Genomic DNA, 15,881 nt, shown 5'->3' with positions numbered 1-15,881 from the left:
CCGATGCCCAGGAAGGTCGATCCCCGTCAGCGCCGCACGCTGATCGCGGACGCGCTCATGCGGGTCGCCGCCGACCGGGGTCTGGAGGCGGTGAGCCTGCGGCACGTGGCCGCCGAGGCGGGGGTGTCCGCCGGCATGGTGCAGCACTACTTCACCACCAAGGACGAGATGATGGCCTTCGCGCTGTCCGTCGTCCGGGACCGGGGTCGGGCCCGGGTCGAGGCGGCGGTCGCGGCGCTCGGGTCGGACCCGCGGCCCCGGCTGCTGCTGCGCACCCTGCTTGCGGCGTTGCTGCCGTTGGACGAGGCGGCGCGCGAGGACGGACGGGTGGCGTTGGCGTTCCTGTCCTGGACCGCCCTGCACCCGGCGGCGGCCCCCGGCCTGCGGCCGGACACCGCGCAACTGGTGGAGTTCATCGCCGGGCTGCTGCCGCGGTCACCGGCGTCGGACGACGCGGCGGGGCTGCTGGCGCTGGTGGAGGGGCTGGGGGTGTACCTGCTCGGCGGGCAGTACACCCCGGCGCAGGCGACCGCGGTCCTCGACCACCAGTTGGACCTGCTCTTCGCCTGACCGCAGGCGGCGTCCCACGGGTCGGCGGTGCCCCGGCGCGGACCGCTCGCCGTGCGGGCTTGGCCGACCCGTGCAATCCTCTGTGGACAGTGATCGTCACCTATCGACAGGAGACTTCCATGCGATCTCGGCTCCTCTCCATCGCCTCCGCGCTGACCCTCGCCGCGAGCGGCTCGGTGCTGGCCCTGATACCCGCCAGCCCGGCCAGCGCACACTGCGACGGCCACGGGCAGCACCCGGATCTGTACAGCGGCGGCGGGATCTCCTGGGGCGACGGGACCTTCATCCGCGCCTACCCCCACCAGGACTGCCAGCCCAAGGGCCAGGGGTACCCGAGTCAGAACATCGACGTCCACTGCGCCACGCTGACCGGTGACCTGTGGTTCTTCGTCCGCAACACCTCCACCGGGATCAACGGGTGGGCCCGCCGGGACGCGCTGCGCTTCTCGCAGACCGTCACCATCGACGACTGCGCCAACGGGCTCGCCCCGCACCGCGTGGCCTGACCGAGGCTGCCGGCCCGGCACGGCGTGCCCCTCGACGATTCGAGCGGTGCGCAGGTGTGACGGGACCCGGCAGCCCGGGGTGGACGGCAACCGCGTCCACCCCGGGCAGGCCGGACCCGCAGGTCGACCCGACGGCGTCAGGTCAACAGCGCCGGGCGCAGCTCACCACCCACGTTGATCGTGCCGATGACCCGGTCGCCGGTGAGGTCGAAGACGTCGACCGCCCGGTTGGTGCGCATGAGTTCCCGCACCGACGGCGGCAGCGGCGGGGGTTCCTTCATCGCCGCCCGGACGTCCCGGGTGGTGGAGATCAGCCGACCGACCAGCGACGCCCCGTCGTGGTCCACCCGGACCCGGCCGTACTCCCAGCCGCAGGTGGTGAGGTCGAGCACCTCGAACAGGCGGGCGAGCAGCGGATGCGGGTCGGTCGCCCGGACGAACTGCGTCGCCCTCGTCCCGACGACCGTGGCGGCGGCGGCGACGTGCACGTACGGGTGCAGGCCGCCCGGCAGCGCGAACAGCGGCCAGTGCAGCCGGCCACCGGCCGCCCGCCACAGTGGCCGGTAGTTGCGCCGGTCCACCGGGAACCGGTGACCGGTGCGCCGGTACAGCTCCGCCGTCTGGGCCGACAGGTCCGCGTGGGCCGCGTCGGCGAACTCGCCGACGATCCTGGCCGCCACCGCCAGGCCGTCACCGTCGTCGAGCAGGCCGACGATTCCCGCCACCTGGTCGGCCGGCGCGACGGCCACGTGGGTGCCGTACCGCTGCCGCACCTCGGCCGACAGCGCCGCCTGCCGGACCGGATCCTCCTGGACCTGCCGGCCCCCGCCGCCCAGCACCCGCCCGAGCCATCCCATGTCGCCTCGTCTCCGCCACCGTCACCGACCGCAGCCATGCTAGTGCGACCCTGCGTCAGAGATAGCTCACGCCGGTCAGTTCCTCGGCCGCCGTCCACAGCCGCCGGCCGACAGCGGGATCGGTGGCCTCCGGGCTGGCCCGCACCTCGGTGACCGGACCCCAGGTCTGGAAGAGCCGGGCCGGGCCGAAGAACTGGCCGCCCCGGACCGCCGGGTCGGTGGCGGCGCGCAGCTGGGGCAGCGCACCCCACTCCACCGGCTGGGTGGCCAGCAGGCCGAGCCAGGCGACCACCCGGCCACGCCGGCCCCGGTGGGCCATGGCCCGGGGGGTCAGGTTGGTGCGGGTGACACCGGGATGGGCCAGCACGCTGAGCACCGGTGCTCCGGCGGCGCGCAGCCGCCGGTCCAGCTCGACGCCGAAGACGGTGGTGGCGAGCTTGGACCGGCCGTACGCGGCGGCGCCCCGGTAGCCGCGCTCGCCCATCAGGTCGGCGAAGTCCAGGTGTGCGTTGCGGTGGGTGATCGAGCTGAGGTGGACCACCCGGGCCGCCCGCGCGGCGGCCAGGTTGTCCAGCAGCAGACCGGTCAGCGCGAAGTGGCCCAGCAGGTTGGTGGCGAGGTGCAGCTCGTGGCCGTCGGCACTGGTGCGGCGCGGGCCGAGCAGCACCGCACCGGCGTTGTTGACCAGCAGGTCGATCCTCGGATGGGCGGCGGCCAGTCCCGCCGCGAACGCCCGGACCGAGGCGAGGGAGGCGAGGTCCAGCTCACGTACCTCGACGTTCCCGCCGATGCGCCTGCCGGCCTGCCGGCCGGCGGCGGTGTCGCGGACGGCGAGCACGACGTGCGCACCACGGTGGGCCAGCGCGGTGGCGGTGACCAGGCCGAGGCCCGAGTTCGCGCCGGTCACCACGGCGGTACGGCCGTGCTGGTCGGGGATGTGGTCGGCGGTCCAGGTCATCTGCTGCTCCTGAGCGGTCGGGGTGGGGGACGCCGACGTTAGGGGCCGCCCGGCCGGGCTCGGTCGTCCCCGGTCGCCTAGGTCCCGCAGTCCTACCCACCCCGGTCCGGGCCGCGTCACACTGGCCCCATGACCCATCCGTACGCCCGCGAACTCGGTGACTTCCTGCGCGCCCGACGCGGCCGGCTGCACCCCCGCGACGTCGGCCTGGAGCCGGGCGGGCGACGCCGGGTCACCGGGCTGCGCCGCGAGGAGCTGGCGCTGCTGGCCGGGTTGAGCACCGACTACTACCAGCGGATGGAGCAGGGCCGGGAGGTCCGCCCGTCCGACCACGTGCTGGACGCGCTCGCCGCCGCGCTCGCCCTCGACGACGAGGAACGCCGGCACCTGTTCACCCTGGCCCGCGCCGCCCGCCGGCCGGTACCGGCCCGGGTGGACCACGGCCCGGAGCGGGTGCCGGAGAGCACCCGACGGCTGCTGCGGGTGCTGGACACCCCGGCGGTGGTGCTCGGCCGCCACCTGGACCTGCTCGCCTGGAACCGGTGGGCGGTGGCGCTGCTCGGCGATCCGGCGGACCTCCCGCCGGGCCGGCTCAACATGCTGCTGCTGATGTTCGACGAGGCGGCGTCCCCGGTGCGGCGCTGCGCGTCCTGGGAGCAGCAGGCACTGGACTACATCGGCATGATGCGTGCCGCCGTCGCCACCGACCCCACCCATCCCCGGGCCACCGCGATCGTCGGTGAGCTGAGCATCCGCAGCGCCGAGTTCCGGCGGCTGTGGTCGCGGCACGACGTGCGCGGGTCGGTCAGCGGCACCAAGACCTTCCAGGTCCCCGGGGTCGGTGACATCGTCCTGGACTGGGACACCTACCCGCTGCCCGGCAACCCCGGCCCGGTCCTGCTGGTCTTCACCGCCGAGCCCGGCAGCGCCGACGCGGACGCCCTGCGGCTGCTGGCGTCACTGCGGGCCACCGACCGGTCGGAGGAGAGTTATCTGACACGCCGACGCGACATCTAGTGTTGCCTCTCCCCCATCCACGCCATATATGGTGTGCCACGCAGCTGGTTCGACCGGGCCCGGTGGTCCGGTCGAGGCAACAGGGAACCCGGTGGAAATCCGGGACTGCCCCGCAGCGGTAAGTGGGAACGACCGCCGTCATCGAGCACTGGACCGCCAGGTCTGGGAAGCGACGGCCAGTAGGCGACCGGCGACCCCGGTCACGCCCGCGAGTCCGAAGACCTGCCAGTGCGCCGTGCGCTGCTGCGCGCGGCGGTCGGAGGTCGCGCGGGACGACCGACGCCAGCACCCGGGCCGGCCGTCGTGCCGTGCCCGTTGGCGTTCTCCCGCGTCCGATGGCCATCGGTGACAGCGAGGAGAGGTCATGACGAACGTAGCGGAGCGCCCACCGTCCGAGGTCGACGGCGCGGAGTCACGCCGGCCGGCGATGCGGGTACGCAAGCGCGACGGCGACACCGAGCCGGTCGACGTCAACCGGATCGTCACGGCCGTCGCCCGGTGGGCCACCGACCTGGACGAGGTCGATCCGCTGCGGGTGGCCACCAGGACGATCAGCGGCCTCTACGACGGGGCGACCACGGCCGAGCTGGACAAGCTGTCGATCCAGACGGCGGCGGAGCTGATCGGCACGGAGCCGCAGTACTCCCGGCTGGCGGCCCGGCTGCTGGCCGCGTACGTGGACGAGGAGGTCCGCGGGCAGGCGGTGGAGAGCTTCAGCCAGTCCATCCGGTACGCCCACGGCCTCGGCCTGATCGCCGACGACACGGCGGCATTCGTGGCCCGGCATGCCCGGCAGCTCGACGACGCCGTCGACCCGGCCGGTGACCTGCGGTTCGAGTATTTCGGGCTGCGTACGGTGGCCGACCGCTACCTGCTGCGGCACCCGCAGTCGCGGCTGGTGGTGGAGACCCCGCAGTTCTGGCTGCTGCGGGTGGCCTGCGGGCTGTCCACCACGCCCGACGAGGCGGTCGGGTTCTACCGGCTGATGTCGTCGCTTGCCTACCTGCCGAGCTCCCCGACGTTGTTCAACTCGGGCACCCGGCACACCCAGATGTCGTCGTGTTTCCTGGTCGACTCGCCGCGCGACGAGCTGGACTCGATCTACGAGCGCTACCACCAGGTGGCGAAGCTGTCGAAGTTCTCCGGCGGCATCGGCATCTCCTTCACGCGGGTGCGGGGCCGGGGCGCGCTGATCCGGGGCACCAACGGCCGGTCCAACGGGATCGTGCCGTTCCTGAAGACCCTCGACGCCGGGGTGGCGGCGGTCAACCAGGGCGGCCGGCGCAAGGGCGCCGCCTGCGTCTACCTGGAACCCTGGCACCCGGACGTCGAGGAGTTCCTGGAGTTGCGGGACAACACCGGTGAGGAGGCCCGGCGTACCCACAATCTCAACCTGGCCAACTGGATCCCCGACGAGTTCATGCGCCGGGTCGAGGCCGACGGCGACTGGTCGCTGATCGACCCGTCGGACGCCCCCGAGCTGCCCGACCTGTACGGCGAGGACTTCGACGCCGCGTACCGGGTCGCGGAGAAGAAGGCGGTCCGCACGGTGAAGGCCCGGGACCTGTACGGGCGGATGATGCGCACCCTGGCGCAGACCGGCAACGGGTGGATGACGTTCAAGGACCCGTCGAACCGGCTGTCCAACCAGACCGGCGTGCCGGGCAACACGATCCACCTGTCCAACCTGTGCACCGAGATCCTGGAGGTCAACAGCGACACCGAGACGGCGGTGTGCAACCTCGGCTCGGTCAACCTCGGCGCGCACCTCACCGGCGACGGCGTCGACTGGGACAAGCTGCGCGCAACGGTCCGGACGGCGGTGGTGTTCCTGGACCGGGTGATCGACATCAACTACTACCCGGCCGAGCAGGCGGCGGCGTCGAACCCGCGCTGGCGGCCCGTCGGGCTGGGGCTGATGGGTTTGCAGGACGCGTTGTTCGCGCTGCGGCTGCCGTTCGACTCGGCCGGGGCCCGGGAGTTGTCCACCCGGGTCCAGGAGGAGATCTTCCTGACCGCCCTGGAGACCTCGGCCGGCCTGGCCGAACGGTTCGGCGCGCACCCGGCGTACCCGCAGACCAGGGCGGCCCGGGGTGACCTGCACCCGGACCTGTGGGGGGTCGAGCCCACCCAGGCCGCGCGGTGGGCGGCGCTGCGCACCCGGATCGCGGCGCACGGCCTGCGCAACTCGCTGCTCGTGGCGATCGCCCCGACCGCCACGATCGCGTCGATCGCCGGCTGTTACGAGTGCATCGAGCCGCAGGTGTCCAACCTGTTCAAGCGGGAGACCATGTCCGGGGAGTTCCTCCAGATCAACACCTATCTGGTACGCGAGCTGAAGGCGCGCGGCCTGTGGACGTCGGAGATCCGCGACCAGATCAAGCGGGCCGAGGGTTCGGTGCAGGGCATCGTCGACCTGCCCGTCGAGGTGCGGGAGTTGTTCCGGACCGCGTGGGAGCTGCCGCAGCGGGCGCTGATCGACCTGGCCGCCGCGCGGGCGCCGTACATCGACCAGTCGCAGTCGCTGAACCTGTTCCTCAGCGCGCCGACCATCGGCAAGTTGTCCTCGATGTACCTGTACGCCTGGAAGTCCGGGCTGAAGACCACCTACTACCTGCGGTCGCGTCCGGCGACCCGGATCCAGCAGGCCACCGTCACCGTCGCCCCGGTCGTGGCGGCCGACGCCGAGGCGTTGGCCTGTTCCCTGGAGAACCCCGAGAGCTGCGAGGCGTGCCAGTGACCACCGTCGACGAACCCCGCACCGCCGGGCGGCAGCTGCTGCTCGACCCCGGCATGGACCTCACCCTGCGGCCGATGCGCTACCCGCACTTCTTCGACCGGTTCAAAGACGCCATCCGCAACACCTGGACGGTGGAGGAGGTCGACCTGCACTCCGACCTGGCCGACCTGGAGCGGCTGTCCCCGGCCGAGCGGCACCTGGTGTCCCGGTTGGTGGCGTTCTTCGCCACCGGTGACACGATCGTCGCCAACAACCTGGTGCTCAACCTCTACCAGCACGTCAACTCTCCCGAAGGCCGGCTCTACCTGTCCCGGCAGCTGTTCGAGGAAGCCGTGCACGTGCAGTTCTACCTGAACCTGCTCGACACGTACGTCCCCGACGAGCAGGAGCGGTTCGCCGCGTTCGCCGCGATCGAGAACATCCCGTCGATCCGGCGCAAGGCCGAGTTCTGCTTCCGCTGGATCGACTCGGTCTTCGAGCTGCGGGAGCTGCGTACCCGGGCGGACCGGCGGGCGTTCCTGCTCAACCTGATCTGCTTCGCCGCCTGCATCGAGGGGCTGTTCTTCTACGGCGCGTTCGCCTACGTCTACTTCCTGCGGTCCCGGGGTCTGCTCAACGGGTTGGCGTCGGGCACCAACTGGGTGTTCCGCGACGAGTCGATGCACATGGCGTTCGCCTTCGACGTGGTGGAGACCGCCCGGCGGGAGGAGCCGGACCTGTTCGACGCCGACCTGGAACGGCAGGTCACCGAGATGCTCGCCGAGGCCGTCGAGTGTGAGGTGCAGTTCGCCGAGGACCTGCTCGACCAGGGCGTGTCGGGGCTGTCGCTCGCGGACATGCGGGCCTATCTGGAGCATGTGGCCGACCGGCGGCTCACCCAGCTCGGCATCGCGCCGCGCTACGGCGCGCAGAACCCGTTCGCGTTCATGGACCTGCAGGACGTGCAGGAGCTGTCGAACTTCTTCGAGCGACGGGTGTCGGCGTACCAGGTGGGGGTCAGCGGCAGCGTCACCTTCGACGACGACTTCTGACGCGCCGTACGGTGGCCCGGTCCGGTGGGGTGTCCGACCCCACCGGACCGGGTCGCCGTTCACGGGCCGGCGTTGCCGAACACCTCGATCTCGGCGAGGCCGACGTTGACGGTGCCGCCGCCGACCCCGGTGACGGTGAGCTTGACGCTGGTCACCGTCTTCGCCGCCGGGAGGATGACCTCCGTCGGGCCGCCGCCGTTGTCCAGGGCGCCGACGGCCGTGGAGGTGCCGTCGCTGAACAGCAGGGTGCCGCCGGTGATCTGGTCGTTGGGGTTGGGTCGGTCGTAGAGGACGACCCGGCGGACGGTGCGCGGGCCCGGCCAGCTCAGGGTGAGCTGGGTGCCGACGCCCCCGTAGACGGTCGCCCACTCCCGGGTCTGGTCGTCGGGCCAGCCGGCGATCACCCCGTCGACGGCCTTGGCCGCCGTCTGCCCGCTGCTGGTGTCCTGGCTGGTCGCGGTGACGGTGGCCGTCCGGGCCAGGTTGGGGCCGAGGACCTTGTACTGCCGCTGGAGGAAGGCCGGGTAGTCGTAGCCGGCGCAGGTGGGCAGGCTGGTGCAGGCCCCGTCGTCGTACTGGCCGTAGGCGAAGAAGGCGGCGGACTTGCCGGCGACGTCGGTCGACCCCAGGTTCGCCGGATAGTTCTTGATCTTGTAGTCGTGGTAGCCGGTGAACGTGGGCGAACCGACGTACGCCTGCTCGGCGGCCTGGGCGAAGTAGGCCGCGCCGTGGTGGTCGCTGTGGTCACCGTCGCCGAACCCGCCCGCGTGGTCCTGGGTGTTGACGGCGGTCGGCTGGTAGGCGGTCATCAGCCCGGCCAGGGCGCTGATCAGGCCGGAGCGGGTGTAGCTGGACGCGCCGGCACCCAGCGACGTGATCGTGGAGATGTCGTTGAGCCAGAGCTTCTGCAGGCTCTGCGAGCCGGTGTTCGGATGCCCCGTGCCGCCGGGGTAGCCGTCCGGCAGCCGCAGGAAGGCCAGCGACACGGTGGGCTTGCCGGTGAGCGTGAAGACCGGGATCGGATGCCCGCTGATGCCGGCGTCCGCCTGGGTCCAGGTGTTGGCGACCCCGGTCATCTGGGCGTAGGCCGTCTTGGCCCCGGTCTCCCGGCCGCCCCAGTAGGTGCTGTCCCGGCCGGCGTCGCCCGCCGTGACGAAGACCGTCCGGACACAGCGGTTGGCCTGCACGTCGTGCAGCAGGTCCGGGCTGAGGAAGAGCAGGTCGTCGTCCTGGTGGGCGACCACGTTCATGATCGCTCCCGCCGGACAGCCCGGCCCGGCCTGGGCCGCCGGCGGGCCGGCCAGGGCCGCCGCCACGCAGGCGGCCACCACCGGAACGGCCAACGACCACCGGGCCGGACGACTGCGAACTGTTCGCATGACAAGGTGACGCACGGTTACCTCCCCGTAGCAGTAGCAGTGCGCCCTCTTTTTACCATGGACGAACGTCTATTTTTGCCCTGTCGCGACGGCTCCCCTGCCTCGGGCCTCCGGGCCGGGTCAGCGCGGCGGCCCGGTCTCGGTGAGCCGGCCGTCGGCCAGCCGGAGCCACCGGTCCACGGCGATCCCGGCCAGGAACCGGTCGTCGTGACTGACCACCACGAAGGCCCCCCGGTACGCCAGCAGCGCGCTCTCCAACTGCGCCACGCTGACCAGATCCAGGTTGTTGGTGGGCTCGTCGAGCAGCAGCAGGTGCGGTGCCGGCTCGGCGGACAGCAGGCAGGCCAGGGTGGCGCGGAGCAGCTCACCGCCGGAGAGCACGCCGGCCGACAGGTGGACACGGGCACCCCGGAACAGGAACCGGGCCAGCAGGTTCATCCGCTCCGCCTCGGTCCTCGACGGCGCGAACCCGGCGAGGTTCTCCGCGACCGTACGGGCCGGGTCGAGCAGGTCGAGGCGCTGCGACAGGTACGCCACCCGCCCCGACGCCCGCGCGACGGTGCCCGCGTCCGGCTCCTGCCGACCACCGACCAGCCGCAGCAGCGTCGACTTGCCCGCACCGTTGGGCCCGGTCAGGGCGATCCGTTCGGGCCCCCGGACAGTCAGGTCGACCCCGTCACCGGCGAAGACCGGCCGACCCGCGTAGCCGACCCGCATCGCGTGGCCGGCGAAGACCGTGCGCCCGGCGGGCACCGTGGTGTCGGGCAGGTCCAGGACGAGCTGGTCGTCGCGGCGGGCCGCCCCGCCCGCCTGGTCCAGCCGGTTCTGGGCGTCGGCGACCCGGGCGGTGTGCACGTCGTCGGCCCGGCCCGCCGACACCTGGGCGTCGCGCTTGAGGTTGCCGGCGACGATCCGGGGCAGCCCCGCGTCGGACAGGTTCCGGGCGGCGGTCGACGCCCGGCGGGCCGCCCGCTCCCGGGCCTGCTGGAGTTCCCGTTTCTGCCGCTTCACGTCCTGCTCGGCCTGGCGCACCTGCCGCTCGGCGACCTCCCGCTCGGCCCGTACCGTCTGTTCATAGTGGGTGAATTTGCCGCCGTACCAGCGGATGTCGCCGTGGTCGAGGGCGGCGATGCGGTCCATCTCGTCCAGCAGCGCCCGATCGTGGCTGACCACGAGCAGCGCGCCCGGCCAGGACCGCAGCACGGCGAGCAACCGGGCCCGCGCCGGCCGGTCGAGGTTGTTGGTGGGCTCGTCGAGCAGCAGCACGTCGGGGCGTCTGAGCAGCTCGGCGGCGAGGCCGAGGGAGACCACCTGGCCACCGCTGAGGGTGCCGAGCCGGCGGTCCAGCGTCACCCCGGTCAGGCCGAGCCGGTCGAGGGCCACGCGGGTGCGGTCCTCGACGTCCCAGTCGTCGCCGACGGTGGCGAAGTGCTCCTCGGTGGCGTCACCGGCCTCGATGGCGTGCAGCGCGGCGACGACGCGGTCGACCCCGAGCACCTCGGCGACGGTCTGTCGCGTCGCGAAGGGCAGGTGCTGCGGCAGGTGGCCCAGCACCCCCTCGACGGTGACGCTACCCGCGGTGGGACGCAGTTCGCCGGCGATGAGCCGCAGCAGGGTGGACTTGCCTGCGCCGTTCGCCGCGACCAGGCCGGTACGGCCGCCGGGCAGGGAGAACGACAGGTCCTCGACGACCGGGGTGTCGTCCGGCCAGGAGAAGGACAGGTGGGAGCAGACGACGAAACTGTCGGACATGGTGAACCTCGGAGGCAGGTGGTCCGGGCGCGCGGGCGCTGCCCGGGGTGAACAGGGCAGGACGACAGGGGCGACGCGACGGGGCGGTCATCCGCCGTCGGTCACCGCGACCGGGTGTTCACCCGGAGATGTCGTCGTCACCTGCCACGATCTGCTCCCTGTCCTGGTCGACGGGACCAGGATAACCCGGTCGGCCCGGCACCGGTGCACGCCGGACGTGGGTGGCTAGCGCGGCTCGTAGTCGAACCAGTCGAAGGCGACGGTGCCCCGGGCGGCGTACATGCCGATCACCCGCCCGGTGAAGCCGCCGGCGACCTCGGTGGACAGGTACCGGCCGTCGAGTTCGGCCAGCACCTCGAAGGCCCCGTTTGGCTGCTCGACGCCGAGCCGGAGCAGGTCGGGTTCCTTGGCGGGGTGCCAGTCGCCGGGCGACGGGGCGAGCACCTCGATCCGCAGCCGGACCGGGCCGGCCCCGACCGGGCGGGTGGCGAGCGTCGACCGCACCGACCCGATCCGCGCCACGACCCGTACCTCACCGCCGCCCGCCTCGATGTCGTAGTGGTGCCGCTCGTCGAGGCGTACCACCAGACCGCCGTGCCCGTCGGCCGGGTCGAGCAGGGTGCGGACCTGGCACGACGGGTGCTGCTGGCGGCGGCCGACGAACGTGACGTCCGGTGCGTCCGGCGACGCGCCCCGGGCCCGCAGCGTGAGCCAGCCGGGGCGTTCGGTCAACGACCACACGTCGGCCGGCCGGGACCGCACCGAGACCCACCGGGGATGCAGCCGGTCGGCGTCGAAGTCGTCGCGCACCGGTGGCGGCGCGACGGGGTACGCGGCCCACGGCGGCGCGGCCATCTCCGGCGTGACCGCACCGACCACAGGCCAGCCGTCCACCCAGGTCACCGGGGCCAGGAACGTCTCCCGCCCGAGCACGTGCCAGCCGGGGGTGCCGCCGCCGGGGCGGACGCCGAGCAGCACCAGCCACCACGACCCGTCGGGCCCCTCGACCAGGTCGGCGTGGCCGGTGTTCTGGATCGGCCGGTGGGTGCCCCGGTGGGTGAGGATCGGGTTGGCCGGGCCCGGCTCGAACGGGCCGTCGGGCGTGCCCGCGCGGGCGATCGAGACGGCGTGCCCGCGCTCGGTGCCGCCCTCGGCGATCAGCAGGTACCAGTGGTCACCGATCCGGTAGAGATGCGGCGCCTCCGGGGCCTGCGCGCCCGGCGCACCGGACCACAGCCGCCGGGGCGGGCCGACGGTGTGGCCCGTCTCCGGGTCGAGACGCACCTGCGCGATCCCGGCGTAGGTGCACCAGCAGGTGCCGTCGTCGTCCCAGGCCAGGTCGGGGTCGATGCCGTCCACTCCGAGGGCGCGGACCGGGTCCGACCACGGACCGGCCGGGTCGGTGGCGGTGCAGATCAGCGTGCCGCCACCGTCGGCGCAGTTCGTGACGATCAGCCAGAACCGGCCGTCGTGGTGGCGCAGGGTCGGCGCGTACACCCCGGCCGACGACGGCATCGTCACCGGCAGGGTGAGCTGGCCCGGCCGGTCCAGCACGTTGCCGATCTGCTCCCAGTGCACCAGGTCCCGGCTGTGGAACAGCGGCACCCCGGGGAAGTACTCGAAGCTCGAACACGCCAGGTAGTAGTCGTCGCCGACCCGGCAGACGCTCGGATCGGGGTGGAACCCGGCCAGCACCGGATTGGCGAAGGTGCCGCCGGCCCAGCCCACCGTCCCCTCGGGCACCGCGTCGGCCCCGACCGGATTCATCCGCCAACCTCCTGGGATCGTGACCGGGATGGATACCCGGCCCACGATCCCATGTGGGCGGCACCGCCTGCTGCCCCACCGGATTCCGCCCGCCGGGCCGGGCCCCGACACTCCGGCCGCCGCCCCACCGGGCCCCGACGTTCCGGCCCCCGCCCCACCGGGCGGCGGGTCAGCGCCGCCGGGCCGGCACCGGCCGGGAGGGGCCAGGCCCCTCCCGGCCGCGCGGTGGCGGGTCAGCCCACCGGCACGGGCCGCCGGGTCGGACCGAAGTGCCGGGCGTACGCGCCGGTGGTGAAGAACGCCGGCAGGTCCTCGCCGAGAGCGGTGTCCTCGACGATCCGGGCGGCCCGTTCGGCGCGGTCCCGGTTGGCGCCCACCCGCCCGTCGACCAGGGCGGCCAGCTCCGCCGCGAGGATCGACCGGACCAGCTCCTCGGTCACGCAGCCGCCGTCGGCCAGCGGGGTGCCGTGGTGCAGCCACTGCCAGACCTGGCAGCGGGCGATCTCGGCGGTGGCCGCGTCCTCCATCAGGTTGCCCAGTGCCACCGCGCCGGTGCCGCCGAGCCACGCGTCGACGTAACGCACGGCGACGGCGATGTTGGCCCGCACCCCGGCGGTGGTGACCTGGCCCGGGGTCTTGTCGACGGCGAGCAGGTCGGCGGGGGTCACGGCCACGTCGTCGCGCAGCCGGTCGAGCTGGTGCGGGCGGTCACCCAGCACCGCGTCGAACTCCCGACGGCAGGTCTCGACCAGGCCCGGGTGGGCCACCCAGGAGCCGTCGAACCCGTCGCCGGCCTCCCGCCGTTTGTCCGCCCGGACCCGGTCGAGGGCCACCTCGTTGACCTGCGGGTCCCGACTCGGAATGAACGCGGCCATCCCGCCGATCGCGTGCGCCCCGCGCCGGTGGCAGGTCGCCACCAGCAGCTCGGTGTACGCGCGCATGAACGGCACCGTCATGGTGACCTCGGACCGGTCCGGCAGGACGAAGTCCGGCCACTGCCCGAAGTTCTTGATCACGCTGAAGATGTAGTCCCACCGGCCGGCGTTCAACCCCGCCGAGTGTTCCCGCAGCTCGTAGAGGATCTCCTCCATCTCGAAGGCGGCGGTGATCGTCTCGATCAGCGTGGTGGCCCGGATGGTGCCCCGGGGCAGGCCGAGGCGCTGCTGGGCGAAGACGAAGACGTCGTTCCACAGCCGCGCCTCCCGGTGACCCTCCAGCTTCGGCAGGTAGAAGTACGGTCCGGCGCCCGCGTCGAGCTGCCGCTGCGCACAGTGGAACAGGTAGAGCCCGAAGTCGACCAGGCTGGCCGAGATGGGCCGGCCGTCCACCACGATGCCCTTCTCCACCAGGTGCCAGCCGCGCGGCCGCACGACGATGGTGGCCAGGTCAGCGCCGAGGGCGTACCGCTTGCCGCGCGGGTCGGTGAAGTCGATGCGCCGGTCCAGGGCGTCGATCAGGTTGAGCTGGCCGGAGATGACGTTGTGCCAGGTCGGGGCGGTGGCGTCCTCGAAGTCGGCGAGCCACACCCGGGCCCCGGAGTTGAGCGCGTTGACTGTCATCTTGCGGTCGGTCGGTCCGGTGATCTCGACCCGCCGGTCGAGCAGGCCGGGTGCGGGCGGGGCCACCCGCCAGTCGGGGTCGGCCCGGATCGCGGCGGTCTCCGGCAGGAAGTCGGGGAACTGGCCGGTGGCGTAGCGGTCGCGGCGGGCCCGGCGGGTGTCCAGCAGGGCCACCCGGCGGGCGGCGAACTCACTGTCCAGCGCCACCAGGAACTCCAGCGCCCCGGGGGTGAGGACCTCGTCGAACCGGTCGGCCAGCCCTCCGATGATCTCGTACCTCATGCGAACTGCTCCTCTTCGGTGGAGCCGCGCAGGGCGGTGGTCTCGGCGGCCGGGTTGAGCACGGTGCTGATCAGGTCGAAGTAGCCGGTGCCGACCTCACGCTGGTGCTTGACGGCGGTGTAGCCGGATGCCTCGGCGGCGAACTCGCGTTCCTGCAACGCCACGTAGGCGGACATGCCGTCGGCGGCGTAGCCCCGGGCCAGGTCGAACATCGAGTAGTTGAGGGCGTGGAAGCCGGCCAGGGTGATGAACTGGAACCGGTAGCCCAGGTGCCCGAGTTCGCGCTGGAACTTCGCGATGGTCGAGTCGTCGAGGTGCTTGCGCCAGTTGAACGACGGCGAGCAGTTGTAGGCGAGGAGCTGGTCCGGGTACTCGGCCTTGACCGCCTCGGCGAAGCGGCGGGCCACCTCCAGGTCGGGGGTGGAGGTCTCCATCCACAACAGGTCGGCGTGCGGGGCGTAGGCCAGCCCCCGGGCGATGCACGGCTCGATGCCGTTGCGCACCCGGTAGAACCCCTCGGCGGTGCGCTCGCCGGTGACGAAGGGCCGGTCCCGCTCGTCGACGTCGGTGGTGAGCAGGGTGGCGGCCTGCGCGTCGGTGCGGGCGATCACCACCGACGGCACCCCGGCCACGTCGGCCGCGAGCCGCGCCGCCTCCAGGGTACGGACGTGCTGGCCGGTCGGGACGAGCACCTTGCCGCCCAGGTGGCCGCACTTCTTCTCGGCGGCGAGCTGGTCCTCCCAGTGCACGCCCGCCGCGCCGGCCCCGATCATGGCGGTCATCAGCTCGTAGGCGTTGAGCGGGCCACCGAAGCCGGCCTCGGCGTCGGCGACGATCGGCGCGAGCCAGTCGACGCCGCCGTCGTCGCCCTCGGCGGTGGTGATCTGGCCGGCGCGCAGCAGCGCGTTGTTGATCCGGCGCACCACGGCGGGCACCGAGTTGGCGGGGTAGAGGCTCTGGTCGGGGTAGGTGTGCCCGGCGAGGTTGGCATCGGCGGCCACCTGCCAGCCGGAGAGGTAGATGGCCTTGAGCCCGGCCCGGACCATCTGCACGGCCTGGTTGCCGGTGAGCGCGCCCAGGGCGTGGATGTAGTCCTCGGTGTGCAGCAGCTCCCACAGCCGCTCCGCCCCGCGTCGGGCCAGGGTGTGCTCCTCCTGGATGGCCCCCCGCAGGCGGACCACGTCCTCGGCGCGGTAGCTGCGGCGCACCCCCTGCCAGCGGGGGTCGGTCTCCCACTCGGTACGCAACCGCTCCACGTCGTTCTGCATGATCTCGTCTCCTCGGATGTCGTGACGCCGGCACCGGCCGTCGTGCCGTCCGGCGGTGCGAACGCGTCGCCCGGCCGGCGTGTCACCCACGGTCACACGGTGTCCGGGACGTGGTCGAGGGACGGAAGAAGCCAAGTTCTGAGAAGTTCACCCCCGGTTCTGCGAAGTTGCGAACAGGTATATTCGCACTCTGCC

Annotated in this window: 12 protein-coding genes and 1 riboswitch; of the genes, 5 read left to right on the top strand and 7 right to left on the bottom strand. The window is 72.7% G+C overall.

All coding sequences use genetic code 11. From position 1 onward, the window contains the following. Positions 1–3: 3 nt before the first annotated feature. The gene (locus AB0C22_RS07470) at positions 4–570 is read left to right on the top strand and encodes a TetR/AcrR family transcriptional regulator (protein ID WP_219463223.1); all 567 of its coding nucleotides are present in this window, start codon (positions 4–6) and stop codon (positions 568–570) included. Positions 571–689: 119 nt separating this feature from the next. Beyond that, on the top strand, positions 690–1,076 hold the full coding sequence (locus AB0C22_RS07465; RefSeq protein ID WP_208567516.1) for a hypothetical protein: 387 nt from the start codon (positions 690–692) through the stop codon (positions 1,074–1,076). Positions 1,077–1,213: 137 nt separating this feature from the next. Here the strand turns inward: AB0C22_RS07465 and AB0C22_RS07460 are convergent, their stop codons facing one another. Together AB0C22_RS07460 and AB0C22_RS07455 are read right to left on the bottom strand one after the other, a co-directional pair. Next, on the bottom strand, positions 1,214–1,933 hold the full coding sequence (locus AB0C22_RS07460) for a hypothetical protein (RefSeq protein WP_357534076.1): 720 nt from the start codon (positions 1,931–1,933) through the stop codon (positions 1,214–1,216). A gap of 55 nt (positions 1,934–1,988) precedes the next feature. Then, a complete protein-coding gene (locus AB0C22_RS07455) occupies positions 1,989–2,891 on the bottom strand; it encodes an oxidoreductase (protein ID WP_357534074.1) in 903 nt (300 codons plus the stop codon). A 129-nt stretch (positions 2,892–3,020) separates the two neighbouring features. On the opposite strand from AB0C22_RS07455, the gene AB0C22_RS07450 reads away from it, so the two are divergent. The 3 genes from AB0C22_RS07450 to AB0C22_RS07440 all read left to right on the top strand — a co-directional run bounded on the left by AB0C22_RS07450 (position 3,021) and on the right by AB0C22_RS07440 (position 7,679). Further along, the gene (locus tag AB0C22_RS07450) at positions 3,021–3,908 is read left to right on the top strand and encodes a helix-turn-helix transcriptional regulator (RefSeq protein WP_219463229.1); all 888 of its coding nucleotides are present in this window, start codon (positions 3,021–3,023) and stop codon (positions 3,906–3,908) included. Between the two features lie 28 nt (positions 3,909–3,936). Continuing rightward, a riboswitch (cobalamin riboswitch) is annotated at positions 3,937–4,153 on the top strand. A 119-nt stretch (positions 4,154–4,272) separates the two neighbouring features. Further along, complete coding sequence (locus AB0C22_RS07445; protein ID WP_357534072.1) at positions 4,273–6,648, top strand: ribonucleoside-diphosphate reductase subunit alpha; 2,376 nt, start codon at positions 4,273–4,275, stop codon at positions 6,646–6,648. Positions 6,649–6,701: 53 nt separating this feature from the next. After that, on the top strand, positions 6,702–7,679 hold the full coding sequence (locus AB0C22_RS07440; protein ID WP_357534462.1) for a ribonucleotide-diphosphate reductase subunit beta: 978 nt from the start codon (positions 6,702–6,704) through the stop codon (positions 7,677–7,679). Positions 7,680–7,738: 59 nt separating this feature from the next. On the opposite strand, the gene AB0C22_RS07435 is transcribed toward AB0C22_RS07440, so the two are convergent. The 5 genes from AB0C22_RS07435 to aceA form a co-directional block, all read right to left on the bottom strand. Further along, a complete protein-coding gene (locus AB0C22_RS07435) occupies positions 7,739–9,073 on the bottom strand; it encodes a PIG-L family deacetylase (RefSeq protein ID WP_357534070.1) in 1,335 nt (444 codons plus the stop codon). A 105-nt stretch (positions 9,074–9,178) separates the two neighbouring features. Next, positions 9,179–10,810: an ABC-F family ATP-binding cassette domain-containing protein gene (locus tag AB0C22_RS07430; protein WP_357534068.1), complete on the bottom strand. Its 1,632-nt coding sequence runs from the start codon at positions 10,808–10,810 to the stop codon at positions 9,179–9,181. Positions 10,811–11,035: 225 nt separating this feature from the next. Next, entirely contained in the window at positions 11,036–12,577 is a 1,542-nt protein-coding gene (locus AB0C22_RS07425) for a glycoside hydrolase family 43 protein (RefSeq protein WP_357534066.1), read from the bottom strand. Positions 12,578–12,810: 233 nt separating this feature from the next. Continuing rightward, positions 12,811–14,418, bottom strand: coding sequence for a malate synthase A (gene aceB / locus AB0C22_RS07420; protein WP_357534064.1), 1,608 nt, complete (start codon positions 14,416–14,418; stop codon positions 12,811–12,813). After that, positions 14,415–15,686, bottom strand: a complete 1,272-nt coding sequence (aceA, locus tag AB0C22_RS07415; RefSeq protein WP_357534062.1) for an isocitrate lyase — start codon at positions 15,684–15,686, stop codon at positions 14,415–14,417. Before aceA ends, aceB begins: the two co-directional genes overlap by 4 nt. Between the last annotated feature and the right edge of the window lie 195 nt (positions 15,687–15,881).

Origin of the sequence: Micromonospora sp. NPDC048894, assembly GCF_040649765.1 — a bacterium.
In the GTDB taxonomy this organism is placed as follows: domain Bacteria; phylum Actinomycetota; class Actinomycetes; order Mycobacteriales; family Micromonosporaceae; genus Micromonospora; species Micromonospora antibiotica.
This window is presented reverse-complemented; position numbering and strand designations above follow the sequence as displayed.